We start from the raw sequence: 21,413 nt of genomic DNA, 5'->3' as shown, positions 1-21,413 counted from the left end.
CACCCGCTGAACTGAGCGCCGGCGGCGACACCCGCACCGGCGCCCAGCCCAACCGATGTCCGGGGTCTGCCGATCCCGGCGCTGTATGAAGAAGGGGTTTTATCCATGCATCGAGCCGAGCTTTCTGCCGCCTCAACCGGGGCATCAGGCGGTGGGGCAACCCCCGGGTTGCCCCCCCACTCAGGGCTGAGTGCGGCGGAAAAATCTCAAAGCCGCAGGGTCATGCGCCGGCGCAAGCTGCTTACCCTGGCCTTCGTTGCGCCATTGATTATTTTCGTGCTGATCGCTTTTGTGGCCCCCATCGGCACCATGCTGTATCGCAGCGTCTACCATCCGACCGTGGCGCAGCTGATTCCCGAGACTCTGGCCGTACTGGCCGACTGGGACGAAACCGGTGAGGCCCGGCCCAGTGACAGTGCCCTGAATATCTTTACCGTCGAGCTGCAACTACTCGCGGACGATCGTCGCTCGGGCAAGCTCGCCGAAGAGATCAACCGCTCCCTGCCCGGCAGCTCCAGCCTGATCAAATCCAGCGCCCGAAAAATCAAACCTCTCGATCCCGAAATGCTGTCCCGTGACGGTGCCAGCAAGCTGCTTGCCATGCAGCCGCAGTGGCAGCAGGTCGAGATCTGGCGGGAAATGAAGCTGGCAGGCGCTCTCTTTACCAACGACTTTTATCTCACCGCACTGGACCTGATGCACAATACCCAGGGCGACATAGTGGCGCGGGACACCCAGATCTACGTCAAGCTGTACATGAAGAGCCTGTGGATCGCGCTACTGATCACCCTGCTCACCGGCATCATCAGCTATCCGCTGGCCTACTACCTGGCCACGGCGCCGACCCGCACCGCCAACACCCTGATGGTGTTCGTGCTATTGCCCTTCTGGACCTCACTGCTGGTACGTACCACCTCCTGGATTGCCCTGCTGCAAACCAATGGCGTAGTTAACAGTTTTCTGCAATCAATCCACGCAATTGGCGAACCACTGGAGCTGCTCTATACCCAGTTTTCCACCGTCATTGCCATGACCCACATTCTGCTGCCCTTCATGATCCTGCCGCTTTACAGCGTCATGAAAGGTATTGACCCCAGTTATCTGCGCGCCGCCCTGTCACTGGGGGCCAAACCGATACCGGCCTTTATTCGCATCTACATGCCCATGACGGTGCCGGGACTCAGCGCAGGCGCCCTGCTGGTGTTTATTATCTCCATTGGCTACTACATCACCCCTGCGCTCGTGGGCGGCACCGACGGCCAGATGATCAGCAACATCATTGCCTTCCACATGCAGTCATCGAACAACTGGGAACTGGCCGCGGCTCTGGGGTCGCTGCTGCTGGGCCTGATATTGCTGCTGTACTGGATATACGACCGCCTGGTCGGCGTCAGCAACATCAAGCTGGGGTAACGGCATGAAGCCATCCGAGATTCTTTCAGCCAGACAGGACGGGGAATAACAGCATGCAGTTTCCAAAGTATTTCACCTTCTGGCAGAAGGTTGGCATGCACAGTCTGCGTCTCACCGCCTGGGCGGTGCTGGCCTTTCTGATGATTCCGATCCTGGTCATAGTGCCCCTGTCATTTAACGCTGAGCCCTATTTCACCTTCACCGCCGGCATGCTGTCGCTGGATTCAGATGCCTACTCGCTTAAGTGGTACGCCGAGATTATCAACGACGACAAGTGGATGCTGGCCATCAAGAACAGCTTCTTTATCGGCCTCTGTGCGACCGCAATCGCCACTGTGCTCGGCACTCTGGCCGCCATCGGGCTGTCCAATCCGGTCATGCCGTTTCAGCGCCTGATCATGGCGATGCTGCTGTCCCCGATGATAGTGCCACTGATCATCACCGCCGCCGGCATGTACTTTTTCTACACTCAGCTGGGGCTGTCCGGCAGTTACCTGGGCATTATCATCGCCCATGCAGCCCTGGGCACCCCCTTTGTCATCATCACCGTCAATGCTGCACTGTCGGGGTTTGACTATTCCCTCATGCGCGCGTCCCTGGGCCTGGGCGCGACACCCGGTTACACCTTTTTCAACGTCATCATGCCGCTTATCCGACCGGGCGTCATTTCCGGCGCCCTGTTCGCCTTTGTCACGTCCTTCGACGAGGTGGTGGTGATTCTGTTCCTGGCGGGCCCGGAGCAGCGCACTATTCCGCGACAGATGTTCTCGGGGCTGCGTGAGCAGATCAACCCCACCATTCTCGCCGTGGCGGTGTTACTCGTCGTGTTGTCGGCACTGATGCTTCTGACCATTGAATATCTGCGTGCCCGGGCCGAGAAGATTCGCACCGGGGAGATTTGACGGGGTTTGACAAGCGTCAGGGCGTCAGGCCTGGCTTGACACCCCAAGCGGCATCGGTACAGCGTCTATACTGCAGGCCACAGCGCCGCCGTGGAGAAAGGACCTGCCCATGTCTCGCCAATATATCCGCCACCCGTCCGAGATCCCCATTCAGATTGTGCTGGCCGGCCAGCCCCATTCGCACAGGATGTCGAACGTCAGCCTCGGCGGGCTCTGCGTCCACACCCACCATTGCCTGCCCGACAATACCGAAATCATTATTCGCATTCCGCTGCTGATGCCGGAGTTCAGCGCCACCGGCCGGGTACGCTGGTGCCATTACCAGGCGCAGGAGGATGCGCTGCTCGGTATATGCTTTGTTGACGAAGAAACCGCCTTTGCGGTGCGCATGGTAGAGCAGGTCTGCCATATAGAGAGTTTCCGCCAGCAGGCCTTCCGGCAATCAGGCATCGCTTACAGCAGCGAGGAAGCCGCCATCGAGTGGATTGCCCGCTACGCACACTGCTTCCCCAGCAACAGCCAATGAAACCGCCCCGGCGCTCTGGGCCGGGGCAAGAAAGAGAAGAATACTCAGGCTGAGTGCTTGAGGCGCTGCAACTCGTCGCGGTAGTGTCCGGCCAGCTCGAACTCCAGGTTTTTCGACGCTTCGTACATCTTGTCTTCCAGCTGGCTCATGGCCTTGGCGAGCTGCTTGGCCGTCATGGTCGAGGGATCAAACTGGGTATTCTCCGCCTGGGCCGCCACTTTCTTCGCGCCACGGGTGGCCTTGCGGCCCGGAATCGTGCTGGCGCCTTCCATGATATCGGCCACAGACTTGTAAATTCCCCGTGGGACTATGCCGTGCTCCAGGTTGTAGGCAACCTGCTTTTCCCGTCGCCGTTCGGTTTCGCTCATGGCACGTTGCATTGAACCGGTAATGCGGTCGCCATAGAGAATGGCGCGGCCGTTTACGTTGCGGGCAGCCCGGCCTATGGTCTGGATCATCGAGGTTTCGGAGCGCAGAAAGCCTTCCTTGTCGGCATCCAGTATGGCCACCAGCGCCACCTCCGGCATATCAATACCCTCGCGCAGCAGGTTGATGCCCACCAGCACATCGAACTGACCAATGCGCAGATCGCGGATAATTTCGACCCGTTCCACGGTGTCGATATCCGAATGCAGATAACGCACCCGTACGCCATGCTCGGCCAGATAGTCGGTCAGATCCTCCGCCATGCGCTTGGTCAGCACCGTGACGATTACGCGCTCCTCGTTGGCCGTGACCTTGCCGATCTCGGACAGCAGATCGTCCACCTGGGTCAGGGCCGGACGCACCTCCACCTGGGGGTCAATCAGGCCGGTGGGGCGTACCAGCTGCTCGGCAACCTGGCCGGCATTGGCCGCTTCGTACTTGCTCGGCGTGGCGGAGACAAAGATCATCTGTGGTGCCAGCGCTTCCCATTCCTCGAACTTGAGCGGCCGGTTATCCAGCGCCGACGGCAACCGAAAACCGTATTCCACCAGGGTTTCCTTGCGCGAGCGGTCGCCCTTGTACATGGCGCCGAGCTGGGGCACCGTGACATGGGATTCATCGATCACCACCAGGGCGTTGTCGGGCAGATAATCGAACAGCGTTGGGGGTGCCCCCCCCACCTCGCGCCCAGACAGGTAGCGCGAGTAGTTCTCGATACCGGAGCAATAGCCCAGCTCCATGATCATTTCCATGTCGTACAGGGTGCGCTGTTCGAGGCGTTGTGCTTCCACCAGCTTGCCATGATCACGCAGCTGCTTGAGGCGACCGTGCAGCTCGTCCTTGATCTTGTCGACGGCACCCAGCAGTACTTCACGGGGTGTCACATAGTGCGTTTTGGGATAAATCGTCACACGGGGCACGCGACGCAGCACCGCGCCGGTCAGCGGATCGAAGTAGCTGATCTGCTCCACTTCGCTGTCAAACAGCTCAATACGCACCGCCTCGGTTTCGGACTCCGCCGGGAACACATCGATCACGTCACCCCGTACCCGGTAGTTGCCACGGTGCAGCTCGACATCGTTGCGCGTGTACTGCAGCTCCGCCAGGCGGCGCAGAATGTCACGCTGGTCGATTTCTTCGCCCCTATCCAGATGCAGCATCATCGACAGGTAGGATTGCGGATCGCCCAGACCGTAAATGGCCGAGACCGTCGCCACTATAATGGCATCGTCCCGTTCCAGCAGCGCCTTGGTGGCCGACAGGCGCATCTGCTCGATATGATCGTTGATCGAGGCATCCTTCTCGATAAAAGTATCGGACGACGGCACATAGGCTTCAGGCTGGTAGTAGTCGTAATAGGAAACGAAGTATTCGACGGCGTTGTCAGGGAAAAACTCCCTGAACTCGCCATACAGCTGCGCCGCCAGCGTCTTGTTGTGGGCCAGAATGATGGTTGGCCGCTGAATCTGCGCAATCACATTGGCAATAGTAAAAGTCTTGCCCGACCCGGTAACGCCCAACAGGGTCTGGGCCACCAGACCCGACTCAATACCATCCACCAGGGTCGCAATGGCGCCCGGCTGATCTCCCGAGGGCTTAAAGCTGGACTGAATTTTAAATCGCTGTTTCATTAACCCACCTGCCTGACAACGCGACCGCATATATTAACCTACCTGGCCGTCAGGCCCTACAGTCCTATCTAAGCTAGGCATTCAACGGCCAATCCATTGCGTGGCGGCCCTCAAAGCTCACCTGCGGTGCGGGTCCTGCGCACAAAAGTCTCGAAGCTGCAGTTTTATGCGTCAAAAACAGCATTTTTTCGGTACAAGGATTTAGACTGGCAAGGGATTCCGCTATCATTGATCGGCTTGAAAAAGCAGCAAATCCAGTACCGACTAATAGAGGATTGTGGCTTGGACGTTCAACTTTCAGACCGTGTAAACAGTATCAAACCGTCCCCGACGCTTGCGGTTACCAACCGTGCAGCCGAACTGCGTGCGGCCGGCAAGAACATTATTGGTCTGGGCGCAGGCGAACCCGATTTCGACACCCCGGATCATATCAAGCAGGCCGCCATCCGCGCCCTGAACGAAGGTTTCACCAAGTACACCGCCGTCGACGGCACCCCTGGTCTGAAAAAAGCCATTATTAACAAGTTCAAGCAGGATAATGGCCTGGAATACGCGCCCAACCAGATTCTGGTGTCCTGTGGCGGCAAACAGAGTTTCTTCAACCTCACCCTGGCGCTGCTCAATGCCGGCGACGAAGTGGTGATTCCGGCGCCCTACTGGGTCTCCTACCCGGACATGGTGCTGGTTGCTGACGGCAAACCGGTCATCGTGACCACCACCCAGGAACAGCGCTTCAAGATGACGGCCGCGCAACTCGACGCCGCCATCACCGAACGCACCCGCCTGGTCGTTCTCAACAGCCCGTCCAACCCGACCGGCGTGGCCTACAGCCTTGAAGAACTCAAAGCCCTGGGCGACGTGCTGAAAAAGCACCCCAAGGTACTGATTGCAACCGACGACATGTACGAGCACATCCTGTTCAACGATCAGCCGTTCTGCAACATTCTCAACGCCTGTCCTGAACTCTACGATCGCACCATAGTGCTCAACGGCGTGTCCAAGGCCTACTCCATGACGGGCTGGCGTATCGGCTATGCCGCAGGCCCTGCCAAGCTGATCGGCGCCATGAAAAAGGTGCAGTCCCAGAGCACCTCGAACCCGACTTCCATCGCCCAGGTTGCAGCCCAGGCCGCGCTTGAAGGCGATCAGGCTTGCGTCACCGAGATGGTGAAGGCGTTCCGCCAGCGCCACAACTATGTGCTTGAAGCCCTCAACGCTATCGACGGCGTGGAATGCATTGCAGCGGACGGCACCTTCTACGCCTTCCCGAGCTTCCAGGGCGTAATCGACGCCGATCCGCGCTTCGAGAACGATCTGGATCTGGCCGAGTTCCTGCTGAACGAAGCCGGCGTCGCACTGGTTCCGGGCTCTGCCTTTGGCGCGCCTGGCAACATGCGCCTGTCGTTCGCGACCAGCCTTGAAACCCTGCAGGATGCCATCGGCCGCATCAGCAAGGCGCTGGCGGGCTGATTCTGCTACCACCACAGCACTAAAAACGGGCCCTGCGGGGCCCGTTTTTTGTATCGCGCCTGTAACCTGACGTGACCCCACAAAAGTGGACACACACCTCGAAATTCGCCTGGGGCTCATTTCCCGGAATTCGCAGACTCATTCCAGGCTACAACGGCACCCCGTAGGTTGGTAATGAGCGTAGCAAATTCCGACATCCGCAGCGCCCGCTGTACCGCACAGTTTCCTTGCACCTTGCACCCTGCCCCTTTTTCCTCGCACTTCGCTCCTTAGGCTCCTGCAACCCTGGCGTAATCAATTACGGTTTTAATACGGATCGCAGCACGCTAAAATGCCAGCTTATTTTTAGCCTGACCGGTCTAGTTAAAATGAACCGCGGACGCAAACCCGAACACTGCCGCGACAGCATTCTGGAAATGGGCATGGAACTGTTTGATCGCAATGGCTATCACGGTACCGGCCTGAAAGAAATTCTCGATGCCTGCCAGGTTTCCAAGGGATCCTTCTATAATTTTTTTGGCAGCAAGGAAGACTTTGCCATCGAAATAATTCGCCATTTCCAGGCCAGAGCCTTTGACTGCTGGAACCTGCAGGCCGACCAGCCACCGGGCTGTCACGCGGCCCGCCTGCGGCACAAGATTGAAACCGAGATTCAGACCAGCCAGGCGCACTGCTTTCGCATGGGCAGCCTGCTGGCCAACCTGTCCGGTGAAATAGGCGCAGCCTCCGATGCCTTTCGCAACGCCATTCTCGGCGCCACGAATCGCATCCTTGATGCCCTCGAGCAGGACATGCTCCAATGTCAGCAGGAAGGTTCGGTACGCACGGACCTTGACGCCAGAGCGCTGGCCGAGCTGATCTGGAACTGCTGGCAGGGCGCATTGCTGCGCGTGCAGGTGGAGGAATCCACCGCCCCCCTCAGCAGCATGGTACAGCTGCTGTGGGAACGGGTACTGCCACCCCACACCGGCCCCCACAAGGATGCGAGCCCCACACCATGAAAACACGCGATCTGATCCTGCCGCTCCTGCTGGCACTGCCCAGCTCAGCCTGGGCCAGCGAAGAAGGGCAGCAACAGCCCCGCGGCCTGCCGGCCGAAGTAGTGCTGCTGAAGCCCCAGCCACTGACACCAGTTATTCAGGCTGTGGGGAACCTGCAGGCCAACGAAAGCGTGATCATACGCCCGGAGCAAAGCGGTCAGATTCGCAAAATACTCTTTCTCGAAGGCCAGGCCGTCAAGGCCGGCGAACTGATGTTTCAGCTCGATACGGCGCTTTACGACGCCGCCCTGACCCAGTCGAAGGCGCGGGTCAGCCTGAGCCAGCAGGAGTACAGCCGCGCCCAGAGCCTGCTGCAACGCAAAGTGGGCTCCCAGAACGACCGTGATGCGGCCATGGCACAGCTGCGGGTCGACGAGGCCGAAGTCACTCTGGCCCGTACCCGTATTGAGAAAATGAACATCCGCGCCCCCTTTGCCGGCATCACCGGCCTGCGCCAGGTCAGCCCCGGCGATTACGTCAGCACCGGACAGGATCTGGTGGAGCTGATCGACAACAGCAGCCTCAAGGTGGACTTCCGCATACCCGAGATATACCTTGCGACCGTGGCACCCGGCCAGCCGGTCACGGTAGAGGTCGATGCCTTTCCCGGGCAACGTTTTGCCGGCGAGATCTACGCCCTGGCCCCCAGCAGCGATGCCAGAGCCCACAACCTGGAACTGCGCGCACGCATCCCCAACACCGATGGCACTCTGCGCCCGGGCCTCTTTGCCCGTGTAGAACTGCAGGGCGAAACCCAGGCCCAGGCGCTGCTGGTACCCGAGCAAGCCATACTGTTGCAGGAAGGGGCCTTCAGCCTGATGCGGGTCAATAGCCAGGGCATGGTTGAAATCGTGCCCGTCACTCTGGGGCAGCGACGCCCGGGCAAGGTACAGATTCTTTCCGGCGCCTCGGCCGGCGATACCATTGTGACCGCCGGGCATCTCAAGCTCTTTCCCGGCATGCCGGTCACCCCGGTGTTCGTCGATGGCTCCAGTGATGCCGCCCGCCCGCAGGAACCAGTGCAGTGATCCTGCCCGACATCAGTATCCGGCGCCCGGTACTGGCGACGGTCATGAGCCTGCTGATTCTGCTGATCGGCTTTATCAGCTATGACCGCCTGACCGTGCGCGAATACCCCAAGATCGATCTGCCGGTGGTCACCGTTGAAACCAGCTACCCCGGCGCCAGTGCCTCCATCATCGAGTCCCAGGTAACCCAGATTATCGAGGATTCGCTGTCCGGCATCGAGGGAGTCGACTTCATGAACTCGATCAGCCGCACCGAAAAGAGCCAGATCACCATTACGTTCAAGATCGAACGCGATCCCGACCAGGCCGCCAATGACGTGCGCGATCGCGTTGGCCGCGTCCGGGCCCAGCTGCCGGAGGATATCGACGAGCCCGTGGTATCCAAAACCGAGGCCGATGCCCAGCCCATCATCTATCTGTCCTTCGCCTCCGACCACCACAACTCGATGGAAATCACCCGCATCGCCGATCAGCAGGTGAAGGACCGACTACAGACGGTGGCCGGGGTGGCCAATGTGCTGATCTTCGGCGAGCGGCGCTATTCCATGCGCATCTGGCTGGACCCTTACCGCATGGCAGCCTACAGCCTGATTCCGGCGGATATTGAAATGGCGCTGCGCAAACAGAATGTTGAAATTCCGGCCGGGCGCATCGAAAGCCAGGACCGCGAGTTCACCATCCTGACCCGCACCGATACCAACGAGGTGGATGAGTTCGAGCGCATTATTATCCGCAATATCGACAACTACCCGGTGCGCATTCGCGATGTCGCACGGGTGGAGATCGCGCCGCAGAACGAGCGCATCATCACCCGCTTTCGCGGTGAAAGTGCGGTGGCGCTGGGCGTCGTCAAGCAGGCCACCGCCAACCCGCTGGATGTCTCGCAAGGCATCCGCGACGAACTCGAACAGCTGGCGAGCAGCCTGCCCGACGGCATGCGGGTCGAGGTCGCCTATGATTCATCGGTGTTTATCGCCGAGTCCATCAAGTCGGTGTACCAGACTCTGCTGCAGGCCGGCGCCCTGGTGGTGCTGGTGATCTTTTTCTTCCTGCGCAACCTGCGTGCCACCCTGATTCCGGTCATCACCATTCCGCTGTCCCTGGTGGGCGCCTTTGCGATGATGTATCTGATGGGCTTTAGCATTAACACCCTGACCCTGCTGGCTCTGGTACTGGCCATCGGCCTGGTGGTGGACGATGCCATCGTTATGCTGGAGAACATCTATCGCCATGTGGAGGACGGTCTGGACCCGATCCAGGCCGCGTTCAAGGGCAGCAAGGAAATCGCCTTCGCCGTCATCGCCACCACCCTGACCCTGGTCGCGGTCTTTGCCCCCGTGGCCTTTACCGAAGGTCGCACCGGACGTCTGTTCACCGAGTTCGCCCTGACGCTGGCAGGCGCCGTGGTGGTCTCCACTTTCGTGGCGCTCACCCTGTCGCCCATGATGGCGTCGCGCATGCTGCACCACGAGACCCGCCACTCGGCGCTGTTCAACCTGATCGAGGGCTGGCTGCTGGCCCTGACCCGGGGCTACCAGGCATTGCTGGAACGCGTGCTGCACTCCCGTCTGCTGACACTGATCATCATGCTGGCGAGCATCGGCACCGGCATCTTCTTTTATCAGCAGCTGCCGCAAGAACTGGCACCCTACGAGGATCGCGGCACCATCATGTCGTTCTCCATCGCCCCCGAGGGCTCCACACCGGACTACGTCGACCGTTATGCACGCCAGATCGAGGGCATCATCAATGGTGTGCCGGAGCAGAATCGCTACTTCACGGTGGTGGGCTTCCCCACCGAAACCAACACCCTGACCTTTATCGGCCTGAGTCGCTGGGAAGACCGCACCCGCAACCAGCAGGCGATCGTCGAATCCCTCACGCCGCAACTCTACGGCGGCGTGCCGGGCACCATGTCCTTCGCCATGAACCTGCCCTCCCTGGGACAGAGCATTATTTCCCGCCCGGTGGAGTTCGTGATCAAGTCCCAGGCCGACTACAGCGAGCTCAAGCGTATCAGCGACGAGCTGCTCAGCCGGGTAAGGCAGAACCCGGGCTTTGTCCAGGCCGACAGTGACCTCAAGCTCAACAAGCCCGAACTGCAGCTGGTGGTCAATCGTGACAAGGTGTCGGACATAGGCCTGGAGGTCGACAGCATAGGCCGTACGCTGGAGACCTATATGGCCGGGCGCAACGTCACCCGCTTCAAGCGCGACGGCGAACAGTACGACGTCATTGTCCAGATCGAAGACGCCAACAGACGCACCCCGGACGACCTGACCAATATTTATGTACGCAGCCCCGCGGGCGACATGATACAGCTGGCCAACCTGGTGGAGCTCAGCGAAACCGTGGCACCGAAGGAGCTCAACCACTTCGACAAGGTGCGCGCGGTCAAGCTGCAATCCCTGCTGACGCCGGGCTACAGCCTGGGCGAAGCGCTGCAGTTCCTGCAACAGAACCTGGCGGAAATAGCACCCGAGGCAAGCTTTGACTACACAGGCCCGTCGCGGGAATTCAAGGAATCCAGCAGCAGCCTGCAGGTCACCTTTGCGCTGGCGCTGTGCTTTATCTTCCTGGTGCTGGCCGCCCAGTTTGAAAGCTTCAAGAACCCGCTGATCATACTGCTGTCGGTACCGCCGGCCCTCGGCGGCGCCCTGCTGGCACTCTACTACAGTGGCGGCACCCTCAGCGTTTACAGCCAGATCGGCCTTATCACCCTGGTCGGACTCGTCACCAAGCACGGCATACTGATCGTCGAGTTTGCCAACCAGCTGCAGGATCAGGGCATGACCGTGCGCGACGCCATTCTCAAGGCCGCCAGCCTGCGCCTGCGCCCCATCCTGATGACCACGGGCGCTACCGTGCTGGGGGCACTGCCGCTGGCCATCGCCTTTGGTGCCGGCGCCGAATCGCGCCAGCAGATCGGCTGGGTCATCGTCGGCGGCATGACCTTCGGCACCCTGCTAACGCTGTTCGTTATCCCCACTGTCTACAGTTTCCTCGGCAAGCGCACCTTCAGGGACCTTGCCCCACTGTCTCAATTGTAATCAAGGATGCCTCCTGTGAAATCGCTCTCCCACTCAAGTCGCCCGCTCCTTCTGTCACTAGCTCTAGGCCTGATCAGCGTCCAGACACAGGCCGGCAGCCTTGCCGATCTGTACCAGCGGGCGCTGGAAAACGACCCGCAACTGAAATCAGCCGCCGCCAGCCTGCAGGCCGGGCAGGAAGCACTGCCCCAGGCCCGTGCCGCCCTGCTGCCCGAGGTGATTGCAGGGGCCGACGCCAACTGGGTTCACACTGAAAAGGCCGGCAGCAACGACAGCACGGGCGTTACTCTCACCCTGAGCCAGTCGGTGTTTTCTGCCGCACGCTGGTATAACCTGCGCCGCGGTGAAGTACTGTCCGAACAGGCGGGGCTGGTATTCGACCAGGCCCAGCAGACCCTGGTGCTGCGCAGCGTAAGCGCCTATCTTGCGGTATTGCGCGCCATCAACAACCTCGACAGCGCCCAGGCGGAAGTGCGCGCCATTCAGCGCCAGCTCGATCAGGTGAATGCCCAGTTCGAAGTCGGCCTGATTGCCATCACAGACGTGCAGGAAGCCCAGGCCACCTATGACAACTCCGTGGTGCGCCTCATTGAAGCCGAAGGCGAGCTGGATAACAGCTACGAAGCCCTCGACCGTCTTGCAGGCTCGCCGTTTCGCAACGTCGACGCCCTCAAGCCCGACTATCCGGTGGAAAACCCTGAACCCGCAGAACCAGAGCAGTGGCTGGAAAAAGCCTGGCAGAACAACCTGGGCCTGCTCATCGCCGACAACAGCATTGAAGTGGCACGGCGCTCGGCGCAATCCGCCCGCGCCGGGCATTACCCGACGCTGGATCTCAACGCCAGCTATGACAGCGACACCAGCAGCGTGTCGGGCTTTGATACCGGCGACACCCGTACCGTCGGACTGGCACTGCGTGTGCCCATTTTCCAGGGCGGCCTGACCAGCTCCCAGTCCCGCGAAGCCGAGGCGCTGCTCGACAAGGCCATGCAGGACCGCCAGGACAGGCTGCTGGCCGTCACCCAGCAAACCCGCAGTCTGCTGCGCAACCTGAGCACCAACGTCCAGAGCGTGAAGGCCCGGGCACAGAGCATCCGCTCCAGCGAAACCGCACTGCAGGCCACTCAGGAAGGATTCAATGTCGGCACCCGTAACGTGGTCGATGTGCTGAACGCCGAGCGTACTCTCTATTCTGCCCAGCGCGACTACGCCAATGCCCGGCTGGATTTCATCTCCAACCTGTTCAGCCTCAAGCAGCAGCTCGGCACCCTGAGCCCGGATGACCTGAACACCCTGGATACCTGGCTCGAAGCCCCCAAGGGCTGAGCCAGGACCTGGCATGACGGCAGTTTTTGCAGGAGCATTTATGGGTGGACCGCCAGGGATGGCGGGAATACCCATCACGCAGGAGCATTTATGGGTGGACCGCCAGGGATGGTGGAAATACAGAAAACGCAGGAGCAGTTTTCTGCGGTTCGTCCTGAACTTGCCGCTCATGCACATGACTGCCAGGGATGGCAGAACTGCGGTTTTTGCAGGAGCAAAAACCGTCCATGCGCCCGCGGCATAGGGTTCGTCCTGAACTTGCCGCTCATGCACATGACTGCCGGGGATGGCAGAACTGCGGTTTTTGCAGGAGCAAAAAACCGTCCATGCGCCCGCGGCATAGGGTTCGTCCTGAACGTAAAACCGGCGCCTGGGCGCCGGTTTTACGTTATCATGCAGCTAATCAGTTTTCAGACAGCACGTAAACACTGCCGTCTTCGTCATCATCGGGCGCCGGGCCCTCTATTGTTTTCATGTTAAACCCCTTCCTGCTATATATCGCACTCAGCACAGGCGAAGTGCATACTAAGGCAATCGACCACTCTTACTAAAACATTAGCGCAACCGCTGGATTTCGCAATCGAGCTACCGGAGAAGCGACATGAGTAACCTGCTAACCCGAATTCTGGAAAAAGTACGGGTAGCCTATGTGCAGGAAATGCAGGATAACGGCTGTCAGCAGCCCTACCTCACTGCCGAGCGCCTGTGTCACGAGAAGCTGCATATCGATGGCGACGCCCTGGCGCGCATTATCGACGAAGATCCCACCCTGCTGGCCGCCCGCGCCAGTGACCTGGTGCAGGACCCCGGCGAGCGTGACAATCCCGCCGTGGGCGTGATTATCTGCTGCAATATCATGGCTGCGGCCCTCGATGGACTACTGACGGTAGCGGTGGAAAACGACTGGCTTGCAGTGGATGAGAGCGGCAACATCCTGGTGGATGACGATGAACTCGGTCAGCCTGGCGCCCAGACGCCGGTTGTCGATTACAGCCGCTCGCCAAGAGCACTGGAAAATGCCGGCAAGCCCGGCGTCAGCAGCCTGACACAACTGTTCCAGGCGGCAGAATCCGAATACAGCCGACTACTTGAAAACGAAGTCCACGATGCCTATCAACTGGCCCTGAAGACCTCATCTGAGTTTTCAGTATTTGCCCCCGACGATATAGCACCGCTGGTCGCCGAGAACCCGCTGCTGCTGGGCCTCAGACCCGATGACATGGTGGATGCCGAGCTGTTCGACGGCGACCCTCCGGCGGGCATCATAATCAGCAGCCACCTGACCCATATGCTGCTGCAGCAACTGCTGGAGCTGGCGTCTGAGCGCGGCGCCCTGGCCCGGGACAGCAGTGGCCATCTCATCCTGCCGGATGAAAACCAGACACAGCCGCAGCTGCATTAGGCCAGTCAGACTACCTGGCAAGGCGCCTTTTCGTGATTCGTGATTCGTGATTCGTGATTCGTGATTCGTGATTCGTGATTCGTGATCAGAGCGGCGCTAGCCAGAACATAGATAACGGTATAAAAAATACCCGCATGCTCACAATAGAGCAGACACAATAAAGGCGCTGCCCGAAAGGTACAGCGCCTTTATGTTATACGCAGAACCCGGCGCCACATGGCACCAGGGCAAAGCACATTTAATGCATGGTCATGCCGATAGGCGAGACGGCACTCTTGTTCCGGTCAAAGACTTCACGCAGCTCACTCAGCGGGCGCAGGCCATAATCGTGCGGATCGGCCGGGCGTTCGAGCCAGTCGAGGCTCCAGATGCGCGTCATCAGCTCATATTCGCCGATCAGCGCATCCAGGAAGATCATCACAGCCTCAACCCGCGGATCCAGATCCAGTTCCTTGGGCACATCATCCATGTAGACCTCCAGGCGCAGCTTGGCATCCACCAGACGCAGGGCAAACCAGTAGTCGCTCAGCTCGCAGTACTCGTCACCAACATTGATAAACCCGGGTACCGGATCATAGCGGTGATTGAAGGCCTTGAACTGAATACCACTGAGCGTGGGTGCTGCGCCAACAAGGCTCAGCACCATGCCGATGGATTCGGGGTAGCCATCACAGCCGAAAATCATCTCCACCGGACCTTCATCTTCATCGCGCTCGAAGTGAAAGGTCAGGTTCGAATCAATCTCGCGCAGGATATCGCTGTACTGATTCAGCAGCATGTCGGCTTCGAAATGACTTTCCTGCTGACTGTGCAGCAGCAGGTCAATCGTCTGTTCAACCTGCTGCCAGAAGTCGTTAATCTGTTCGCGATTGTGCTTCATGATTTGAGTCGGATCGACCGCACTGCCGGTATTCATGTTCGGGGTACCACGACCCCGGTCTGCCCCTGGTACTTGCCGTTGCGATCCTTGTAGGAGGTTTCGCACACTTCGTCGGCACCCAGGAAAAGCATCTGCGCCACGCCTTCATTAGCGTAAATTTTGGCGGGCAGCGGCGTGGTATTGGAAAATTCCAGCGTCACATGCCCTTCCCATTCGGGTTCCAGCGGCGTGACATTGACGATGATGCCACAGCGGGCATAGGTGCTCTTGCCCAGGCAAATGGTCAGCACGTCACGGGGAATGCGAAAATACTCAACCGTGCGCGCCAGCGCAAAGGAGTTGGGCGGAATAATGCAAACATCAGATTTTACATCAACAAAACTGCCGGCATCGAAGTCCTTGGGATCAACGATGGTGGAGTTGATGTTGGTAAAGATCTTGAATTCATCGGCGCAGCGCACGTCGTAGCCATAGCTCGAGGTGCCATAGGAGACGATCGGCCCGCGGTCGGTATGACGCACCTGACCTGGCTCGAACGGTGTAATCATCTCGCACTCTTGCGCCTGACGGCGAATCCAGCGATCGGATTTGATTCCCATAGGTTGTCCGTATGTCGTGAAATCTGAATGGCGCGGTATTCTACCGGTTTGCGGGCCGGCTGAACAGGCCAGTATGGGGCCGCTCGGCGGGTTAATCGCTACTGTAACCCGCCGTTTCCCCGCGATTGCGGCGCGAGGATCAGTCGTTCTGCACCGAGATATTCGGAAAGGCGCCGCCCTGGGTAGCATTGCGCTGGGCTATCTTGCCCGCCACGCGCCGCGCGATTGACAGATAGGTCTGGGCGGCCTGCCCCTGCGGATCGGCCGCAACCGTCGGCTTGCCGGAATCGGTCTGCTCGCGAATCTGCAGTGACAGCGGCAGGGCCCCGAGCAGTTCAGTATCGTACTGGCTGGCGATGCGGGCGCCACCACCGGCACCGAAGATATGCTCTTCGTGGCCGCAGTTACTGCACAGATGGGTACTCATGTTTTCCACCACGCCCAGCACCGGAATGTCGACCTTGCGGAACATTTCGATACCTTTCTTGGCATCCAGCAGCGCTATATCCTGTGGTGTGGTGACCACTACGGAACCTGTGACCGGCACCTTCTGAGACAGGGTCAGCTGTATATCGCCGGTGCCGGGGGGCATGTCGATAAACAGGTAATCCAGATCATCCCACAAGGTCTGCGTCAGCAGCTGCTGCAGGGCACCGCTGACCATGGGGCCGCGCCACACCATGGGCGTGTTTTCATCGATGAGATAGGCCATGGACATGGTCTGCATACCCAGTGCCTGTATCGGCTTGAAGTATTTTTCATCATCGGAATCAGGGTGCACGCCCGGCGCCACACCCACCATCAGCCCCAGGCTCGGGCCGTAAATGTCGGCATCAAGAATACCCACCCTTGCACCGGCCTGTGCCATCGCCAGCGCCAGGTTCACCGTTGTGGTGGACTTGCCAACGCCGCCCTTGCCGGACGCCACGGCGATAATGTTGCGCACGCCATCCAGGTTGCGCAGATTGCGCCGCGCCTGGTGGGGCTGGATGTCCTGCAGGATTTCGACCTTGGCATCGAGGCCTGTTTCCGCCTTGATGCGCAGCTCGAGCTCAGTACTCATTGACGCGCGGATATCGGTGCAGGGATAGCCCAGCGTGAGACTAACGACGACACGGCCGCCCTCTTCGCGTACGTCGCTGAGGGCGCCGGCACTTGCCAGATCCGTGCCCAGATAGGGATCCTGATACTGACTCAGGACTGCTTCAATGCGCGTGCGGGTTTGCTGCATGGGGGACTCCGCTCCTGTCGCCTGACGGCGGCCAAATAATTTATCAAACACTATGCTATACCCTACTGTTTTGCTCGGGAATTATTCACGTTTTAAGCGCCGCCGTCCAGTACAGTCATGGAGGCAGGCGCCAGCGCTCTATAACAATCACACCTAGCCGACTGTCGTAACTGCATTGCCCGCCGCCTCACTCAGCTGCAGCGCCTGCGCTCGCGCAGCACCAAAGTCTCGCTTGCCACTGCCCAGCAACGGGATCTCGTCCACGGTATAGATCTCGGACGGCTGCATCAGCGGCGATACCGTCCGCATCAGCTGAGCACGCACCTGCTCGGGCTCCAGCCCCGCAGCTGCCAGCAGCAGCACCAGGCGTTCACCCTTGCGTGCATCGGGCAGCGCCACCGCCAGCAGGGCAAGGTCCCGGGCATCCAGACTCGCAGCCACGGCATCTTCCACCCCCTGCAGGCTGACCATCTCGCCACCGATCTTGGCGAAGCGGGAATAGCGATCAAGAATGGTCAGAAAGCCCTCCTCATCCAGCCGGCCCTTGTCGCCGGTGTTGTACCAGCGCAGGCCGTCGCGCTCGATAATCGCCGCCGCCGTGCGCTCTGGATCATTTAAATATCCTCGCATGATCTGGGTGCCACCGATCAGCACCAGGCCCGCCTCCCCGGTGGGCAGTTCCAGCAGGGTCTGCGGATCCACGATACGCACGGTGGACCCCGGCAACGCCAGACCCACGGTGCCGTCACGGCTACCGGTCTGCACATTCCACCAGCGCGTATCCAGGTGATCCGGCAGGTTGACCGTGGCCACAGGCGTGGTTTCGGTACAGCCATAGCCCTCCAGCACCGGCACATGGAAGCGCGCCTCGAAGGCGTCACGCACCGCGGGGTCCAGCCGTTCGGCGCCGGCTACCATCAGGCGCAGGGACTGGAACATCAGCGGATGCAGCTTGCGATTACGTGTATAAAGACGCATGAAGGTCGAGGTACCGCACATCAGGGTCGCCCTGAACCGCGCCACGCCCTTGCCAATATTCACAGCATCCGTGGGGTCCGGATGACACACCACCGGAATCCCCTCGATCAGCGGCAGCAGACAGGTGACCGTCAGGCCGAAGGCATGAAACAGCGGCAGCGTCGCCATCCAGCAATCATCGTCACGGACGTTCAGCACATCACCGATCTGCTTGATGTTGGACAGAATGTTGCGGTGACTCAGCATCACACCCTTGGGCGCGCCCTCACTGCCGGAGGAAAACAGGATCGCCGCGGTATCATCGACCCTGGCACGCCGGCACAGCCAGGCCTGCAGCAGCGCCAGTGGCAGCGCCTGTACCGCCACCAGCATGGCCAGCGACTCACACTTGCCGAAGGACTCTTTCAAATCCTCCATATAGAGCACAGACCGCCCGGCAAACATCGCCTGGGTATCAATGCCCCGCGCTTCAAGGCGTACCAGAAACTGGCGCGCCGTGACTATAGTCTCAAGCCCGGCCTGATCGGCCGCGGCCAGTAGCGCCTGGGGCGAGGCGGTAAAGTTCAGGTTGACCAGCGCCTTGCCAGCCATCAGTGCCGCCATATTGGCGATGGCACCGGCGCTGGAGGTTGGCAACAGCAGGCCTATATTGGTACCCGCCGTGCGTCTGAAGCGCCGGCTGAAGAGCGCACAGGCACAGAGCAGACGCGCATACCCCAAAGGCGTGCCGCGCACATCAGTGATAGCCCACTCCGCCGGCGCCTGGCGCGCGGTGCGGATAAACGCCTTGGGCAGGGTTTCCAGGGTATCGGTGTAGCAGTTCCAGGCATGGATCGACAGTTCGAACACCCGCTTTTTCACCTGCTCAGCCGTACTGTGCAGGGGGGCCGGCGTACCGAAGGCGACGATCAGGTCCCGCTTGAGGCCGTTGCGACGGCTCGCCTGCAGCCGGCTGCTTGAGCGCGAGAAGCGGCTGCCCCAGAGACCGCGCAGATAGAAGGGGACTATCACCGCCCCCCCATCTGCGGCAATGCCTTCGCAGGCGTGCTCAAAGCCCTTTTTGAAGGTACCCAGCTGGCCTGTATGGCTGATGGAACCCTCTGGAAAAAGGCACACCACCTTGCCGGCCTGCAACAACTCGCGGACCCGCGTCAGGGCCGCACGGCTGTTGCCACCGGAAATGGGTATCACGCCGAACAGATCGAGAAAGCCGCGCAGGTACCAGCGTTCGTAAATACTGCGCTCCATCACAAAGTGCACATGCCGCGGGCAGGCCATCTGTACCATGGCCCAGTCGAGCCAGCTGATATGGTTACCCAGCAACAGGGTGCCGCGTCCATCCTCGGGGATATGTTCAAACCCCAGCACCTGCAGGCGATACTTGCGCTTGAGTACCGCCGCCACGATCAGGCGAATCAGTGCTTCAGGCAGGGTAATGATGGCGAACACCGCACCGGCCACGGCCAGCAATGCCAGCGCATAGAGCAGCCAGAGGCCGGAAATGCCGGCATAGGCGCAGAGCACGGTCAGGCCGAGGAAGCTCAGCATGGCCACATTCTGGATAAAATTGTTGCCCGCCAGAATGCGCCCGCTGTCGTGCCGATCGGCATTGAACTGGATCAACGCGTTGAGCGGAATGATCATCAGGGCACCGAACAGACCTATCACCAGGAACAGCAGGGCCGAGAAGCCCAGAGACGCGGCATGGGGTAACAGCACCAGCCCTAGCGCCACCCCACCGGCGCCAAGCGGGATCAGGCCGGTATTGATATGATGGCGCGACAGGCGCCCGGCCAGCATGGAGCCGACCATGATACCGATGCCGGCCAGCGCCATGGTGCCCTGAATCACAAAGGTGTTCTGCTCTCCCAGGGTTTCCTTGGCAAAGGCCGGAAACACCGCCAGCATCACCTGGCTGATGGACCAGAAGGTCGCCAGGCCGATGATCGACAGCCAGATGGGCCTGATAGCGGCGATATGGGACAGATTGTTCGCAAGGGTGCGACCGCACCTGTATGCCGGCCAGTCAAACTGCAGACTGGTATCGGTCTGCGTCAGCGCCGGCAAGCGATGCGCCAGTACGGTTTCGAGCACAGATCCTGCCACCAGAAACCAGCCCAGCGGTGCAATCTGCTGCACCACCTGGGCTGGATCCTGCGGCAACTGCAGCAGCTCACCGAGGCGCATCTCAAACAATAGCGAGAACACGACTATACCCGACAATATCGCCACCATGGTGGCCGCCTGAATCCAGCCGTTACCCTCACTGAGGCGACTGGTCCCCACCAGCTCGCGGATATAACCGTACTTGGACGGCGAATAAAAGGCGCTCTGCAGCGCCAGCACGAAGGTCAGCCCGAACGCCGCGACAAACCAGCCCTGGTAATAGCACAGGGTAATCAGCAGCGTCACCAGCACCCCGGCCCAGGCAGAAAAACGCATCACCCGGTGCTTGGGATACTTGTCCGAAATAAAGCCCGCCGGTGTGAACAGCATGATGAAGGGCAGCAGGATCAGACCATTGACGACGGCGGTGAGCAATATCTGCTGCTGGCCATCAAAGGTCTTGAACAGGGTATTCTGAATAATGATCTTGTGGCCCAGATCCACAAAGGCATTGATAAAGGCCACTGACACAAAGGCCAGAAACCCGCGCAGCTTGAAAAGTTCACTCATGCCCTGCTCTCCCTGTTCAATCTCCAGCCATCCAGGTGGTAATCCACCAGGGTTACCAGCATCTGCTCCTGCTTGCCCTGGGGTGGCAAAAACAGTTTGTCCCGCAGCTGCAGAACCGCCACACCATGCACGCCACTCCAGAGCGTACGGGCAGTAAGCGCCAGTTCCGCTGCGCAGGCCTGCGGCGCCAGTTCGCCGAGGCAAAGCTCTAACTGCGAAAACAGCTGCCCGATAGAGTCATTCAGCCAGGCTGGCACCTGCAGCGTTTCCGGTGTGCGATGCTCAAACAGCAAACTCCAGCGCTCGGGCCAGCGGGCCGCAAAGGCCACATAACAGAGTGCATAGGCCTTGAGCGCCTCGCGCGGCGCCAACTCGCCCAGTGCATCCAGTTCATTCAGCAGCTGCGCCAGAGTGCGGGCATTCAACTGCCAGCACAGATCATCCAGGCTACTGAATACCGAATAGAGGGTTGCGGCCGAATAGCCGATCTCCGCCGCGATGCGACGGGTGCTCAGTACCGCAATGCCCTGCTCGTCCAGCAGGCGCTCGGCGGCACAGAGCGCAAGGTCCGTGAGCGCCTCACGGGAATGTTCTCGGCGTCGGGCCATGACTGCCTCCGCAGATCAGCTATTTAATAAACAGCGTTCAGGAATAAAGGCGAGATTACTAAACAGTGTTCAGTAAGTAAACACAGATCCTCGAAAAAACCGCCACCCCGCAATATCACCCGTCATGGCAAAAGGCGACCCGGCGCTGCGATCCCGATTAATCTGCGCTTGATTTTAGGCGTTAAAACCCTGTATTTTTTGCCCAACCCTTCCATAATAGGCGACAG

The 21,413-nt window shown here is 59.9% G+C and carries 15 protein-coding genes; 9 read left to right on the top strand and 6 right to left on the bottom strand.

The window, feature by feature from the left end; genetic code table 11:
- Positions 1-105 precede the first annotated feature (105 nt).
- From MRS74_RS11485 to MRS74_RS11475, 3 genes are all read left to right on the top strand, one after another.
- The gene (locus MRS74_RS11485) at positions 106-1,413 is read left to right on the top strand and encodes an ABC transporter permease (protein ID WP_254580429.1); all 1,308 of its coding nucleotides are present in this window, start codon (positions 106-108) and stop codon (positions 1,411-1,413) included.
- A gap of 53 nt (positions 1,414-1,466) precedes the next feature.
- A complete protein-coding gene (locus tag MRS74_RS11480; protein WP_254580428.1) occupies positions 1,467-2,315 on the top strand; it encodes an ABC transporter permease in 849 nt (282 codons plus the stop codon).
- Positions 2,316-2,424: 109 nt separating this feature from the next.
- Positions 2,425-2,841 carry a PilZ domain-containing protein gene (locus tag MRS74_RS11475; protein WP_254580427.1) on the top strand — a complete coding sequence of 139 codons (417 nt, stop codon included), beginning with the start codon at positions 2,425-2,427 and terminating at the stop codon, positions 2,839-2,841.
- A gap of 44 nt (positions 2,842-2,885) precedes the next feature.
- On the opposite strand, the gene uvrB is transcribed toward MRS74_RS11475, so the two are convergent.
- Entirely contained in the window at positions 2,886-4,898 is a 2,013-nt protein-coding gene (gene uvrB, locus MRS74_RS11470) for an excinuclease ABC subunit UvrB (RefSeq protein WP_254580426.1), read from the bottom strand.
- A 282-nt stretch (positions 4,899-5,180) separates the two neighbouring features.
- Between uvrB and MRS74_RS11465 the strand changes: the two genes are divergently transcribed.
- The 6 genes from MRS74_RS11465 to MRS74_RS11440 all read left to right on the top strand — a co-directional run bounded on the left by MRS74_RS11465 (position 5,181) and on the right by MRS74_RS11440 (position 14,214).
- Positions 5,181-6,368, top strand: coding sequence for a pyridoxal phosphate-dependent aminotransferase (locus tag MRS74_RS11465; RefSeq protein WP_254580425.1), 1,188 nt, complete (start codon positions 5,181-5,183; stop codon positions 6,366-6,368).
- A 368-nt stretch (positions 6,369-6,736) separates the two neighbouring features.
- Complete coding sequence (locus MRS74_RS11460; protein ID WP_254580424.1) at positions 6,737-7,369, top strand: TetR/AcrR family transcriptional regulator; 633 nt, start codon at positions 6,737-6,739, stop codon at positions 7,367-7,369.
- A complete protein-coding gene (locus tag MRS74_RS11455; RefSeq protein WP_254580423.1) occupies positions 7,366-8,436 on the top strand; it encodes an efflux RND transporter periplasmic adaptor subunit in 1,071 nt (356 codons plus the stop codon). The genes MRS74_RS11460 and MRS74_RS11455 overlap by 4 nt, the downstream gene beginning before the upstream one ends.
- Positions 8,433-11,486: an efflux RND transporter permease subunit gene (locus tag MRS74_RS11450; RefSeq protein WP_254580422.1), complete on the top strand. Its 3,054-nt coding sequence runs from the start codon at positions 8,433-8,435 to the stop codon at positions 11,484-11,486. Before MRS74_RS11455 ends, MRS74_RS11450 begins: the two co-directional genes overlap by 4 nt.
- Positions 11,487-11,501: 15 nt before the next feature.
- Positions 11,502-12,812, top strand: a complete 1,311-nt coding sequence (locus MRS74_RS11445; RefSeq protein ID WP_254580421.1) for a TolC family outer membrane protein — start codon at positions 11,502-11,504, stop codon at positions 12,810-12,812.
- 601 nt (positions 12,813-13,413) lie between these two features.
- On the top strand, positions 13,414-14,214 hold the full coding sequence (locus tag MRS74_RS11440; protein ID WP_254580420.1) for a hypothetical protein: 801 nt from the start codon (positions 13,414-13,416) through the stop codon (positions 14,212-14,214).
- A 238-nt stretch (positions 14,215-14,452) separates the two neighbouring features.
- Here MRS74_RS11440 and MRS74_RS11435 read toward each other — a convergent pair whose 3' ends face one another.
- From MRS74_RS11435 to MRS74_RS11415, 5 genes are all read right to left on the bottom strand, one after another.
- Positions 14,453-15,130, bottom strand: a complete 678-nt coding sequence (locus tag MRS74_RS11435; RefSeq protein ID WP_254580419.1) for a hypothetical protein — start codon at positions 15,128-15,130, stop codon at positions 14,453-14,455.
- Positions 15,127-15,693 (bottom strand): dCTP deaminase, encoded by a 567-nt coding sequence (gene dcd, locus MRS74_RS11430; RefSeq protein ID WP_067295970.1) that lies wholly within the window; start codon positions 15,691-15,693, stop codon positions 15,127-15,129. The genes MRS74_RS11435 and dcd overlap by 4 nt, the downstream gene beginning before the upstream one ends.
- Before the next feature lie 139 nt (positions 15,694-15,832).
- Positions 15,833-16,924: an iron-sulfur cluster carrier protein ApbC gene (gene apbC, locus MRS74_RS11425; protein WP_254580418.1), complete on the bottom strand. Its 1,092-nt coding sequence runs from the start codon at positions 16,922-16,924 to the stop codon at positions 15,833-15,835.
- 153 nt (positions 16,925-17,077) lie between these two features.
- On the bottom strand, positions 17,078-20,578 hold the full coding sequence (locus tag MRS74_RS11420; protein WP_254580417.1) for an acyl-[ACP]--phospholipid O-acyltransferase: 3,501 nt from the start codon (positions 20,576-20,578) through the stop codon (positions 17,078-17,080).
- Complete coding sequence (locus MRS74_RS11415) at positions 20,575-21,186, bottom strand: TetR/AcrR family transcriptional regulator (protein ID WP_254580416.1); 612 nt, start codon at positions 21,184-21,186, stop codon at positions 20,575-20,577. Before MRS74_RS11415 ends, MRS74_RS11420 begins: the two co-directional genes overlap by 4 nt.
- Positions 21,187-21,413: the final 227 nt, after the last annotated feature.

Source organism: Marinobacterium sedimentorum, assembly GCF_024267675.1.
GTDB lineage: Bacteria > Pseudomonadota > Gammaproteobacteria > Pseudomonadales > Balneatricaceae > Marinobacterium_A > Marinobacterium_A sedimentorum.
Note: the sequence above shows the minus strand (reverse complement) of the source record. Positions and strands in the feature narration are given on the sequence as shown.

Excerpts from the sequence above, each read along its gene's own strand:
- MRS74_RS11480 (WP_254580428.1), top strand. The coding sequence starts at position 1,467 with ATGCAGTTTCCAAAGTATTTCACCTTCTGGCAGAAGGTTGGCATGCAC.
- MRS74_RS11420 (WP_254580417.1), bottom strand. The coding sequence starts at position 20,578 with ATGAGTGAACTTTTCAAGCTGCGCGGGTTTCTGGCCTTTGTGTCAGTG.
- MRS74_RS11460 (WP_254580424.1), top strand. The coding sequence starts at position 6,737 with ATGAACCGCGGACGCAAACCCGAACACTGCCGCGACAGCATTCTGGAA.
- MRS74_RS11475 (WP_254580427.1), top strand. The coding sequence starts at position 2,425 with ATGTCTCGCCAATATATCCGCCACCCGTCCGAGATCCCCATTCAGATT.
- MRS74_RS11485 (WP_254580429.1), top strand. The coding sequence starts at position 106 with ATGCATCGAGCCGAGCTTTCTGCCGCCTCAACCGGGGCATCAGGCGGT.
- MRS74_RS11415 (WP_254580416.1), bottom strand. The coding sequence starts at position 21,186 with ATGGCCCGACGCCGAGAACATTCCCGTGAGGCGCTCACGGACCTTGCG.
- dcd (WP_067295970.1), bottom strand. The coding sequence starts at position 15,693 with ATGGGAATCAAATCCGATCGCTGGATTCGCCGTCAGGCGCAAGAGTGC.
- MRS74_RS11440 (WP_254580420.1), top strand. The coding sequence starts at position 13,414 with ATGAGTAACCTGCTAACCCGAATTCTGGAAAAAGTACGGGTAGCCTAT.
- uvrB (WP_254580426.1), bottom strand. The coding sequence starts at position 4,898 with ATGAAACAGCGATTTAAAATTCAGTCCAGCTTTAAGCCCTCGGGAGAT.
- apbC (WP_254580418.1), bottom strand. The coding sequence starts at position 16,924 with ATGCAGCAAACCCGCACGCGCATTGAAGCAGTCCTGAGTCAGTATCAG.
- MRS74_RS11435 (WP_254580419.1), bottom strand. The coding sequence starts at position 15,130 with ATGAATACCGGCAGTGCGGTCGATCCGACTCAAATCATGAAGCACAAT.
- MRS74_RS11455 (WP_254580423.1), top strand. The coding sequence starts at position 7,366 with ATGAAAACACGCGATCTGATCCTGCCGCTCCTGCTGGCACTGCCCAGC.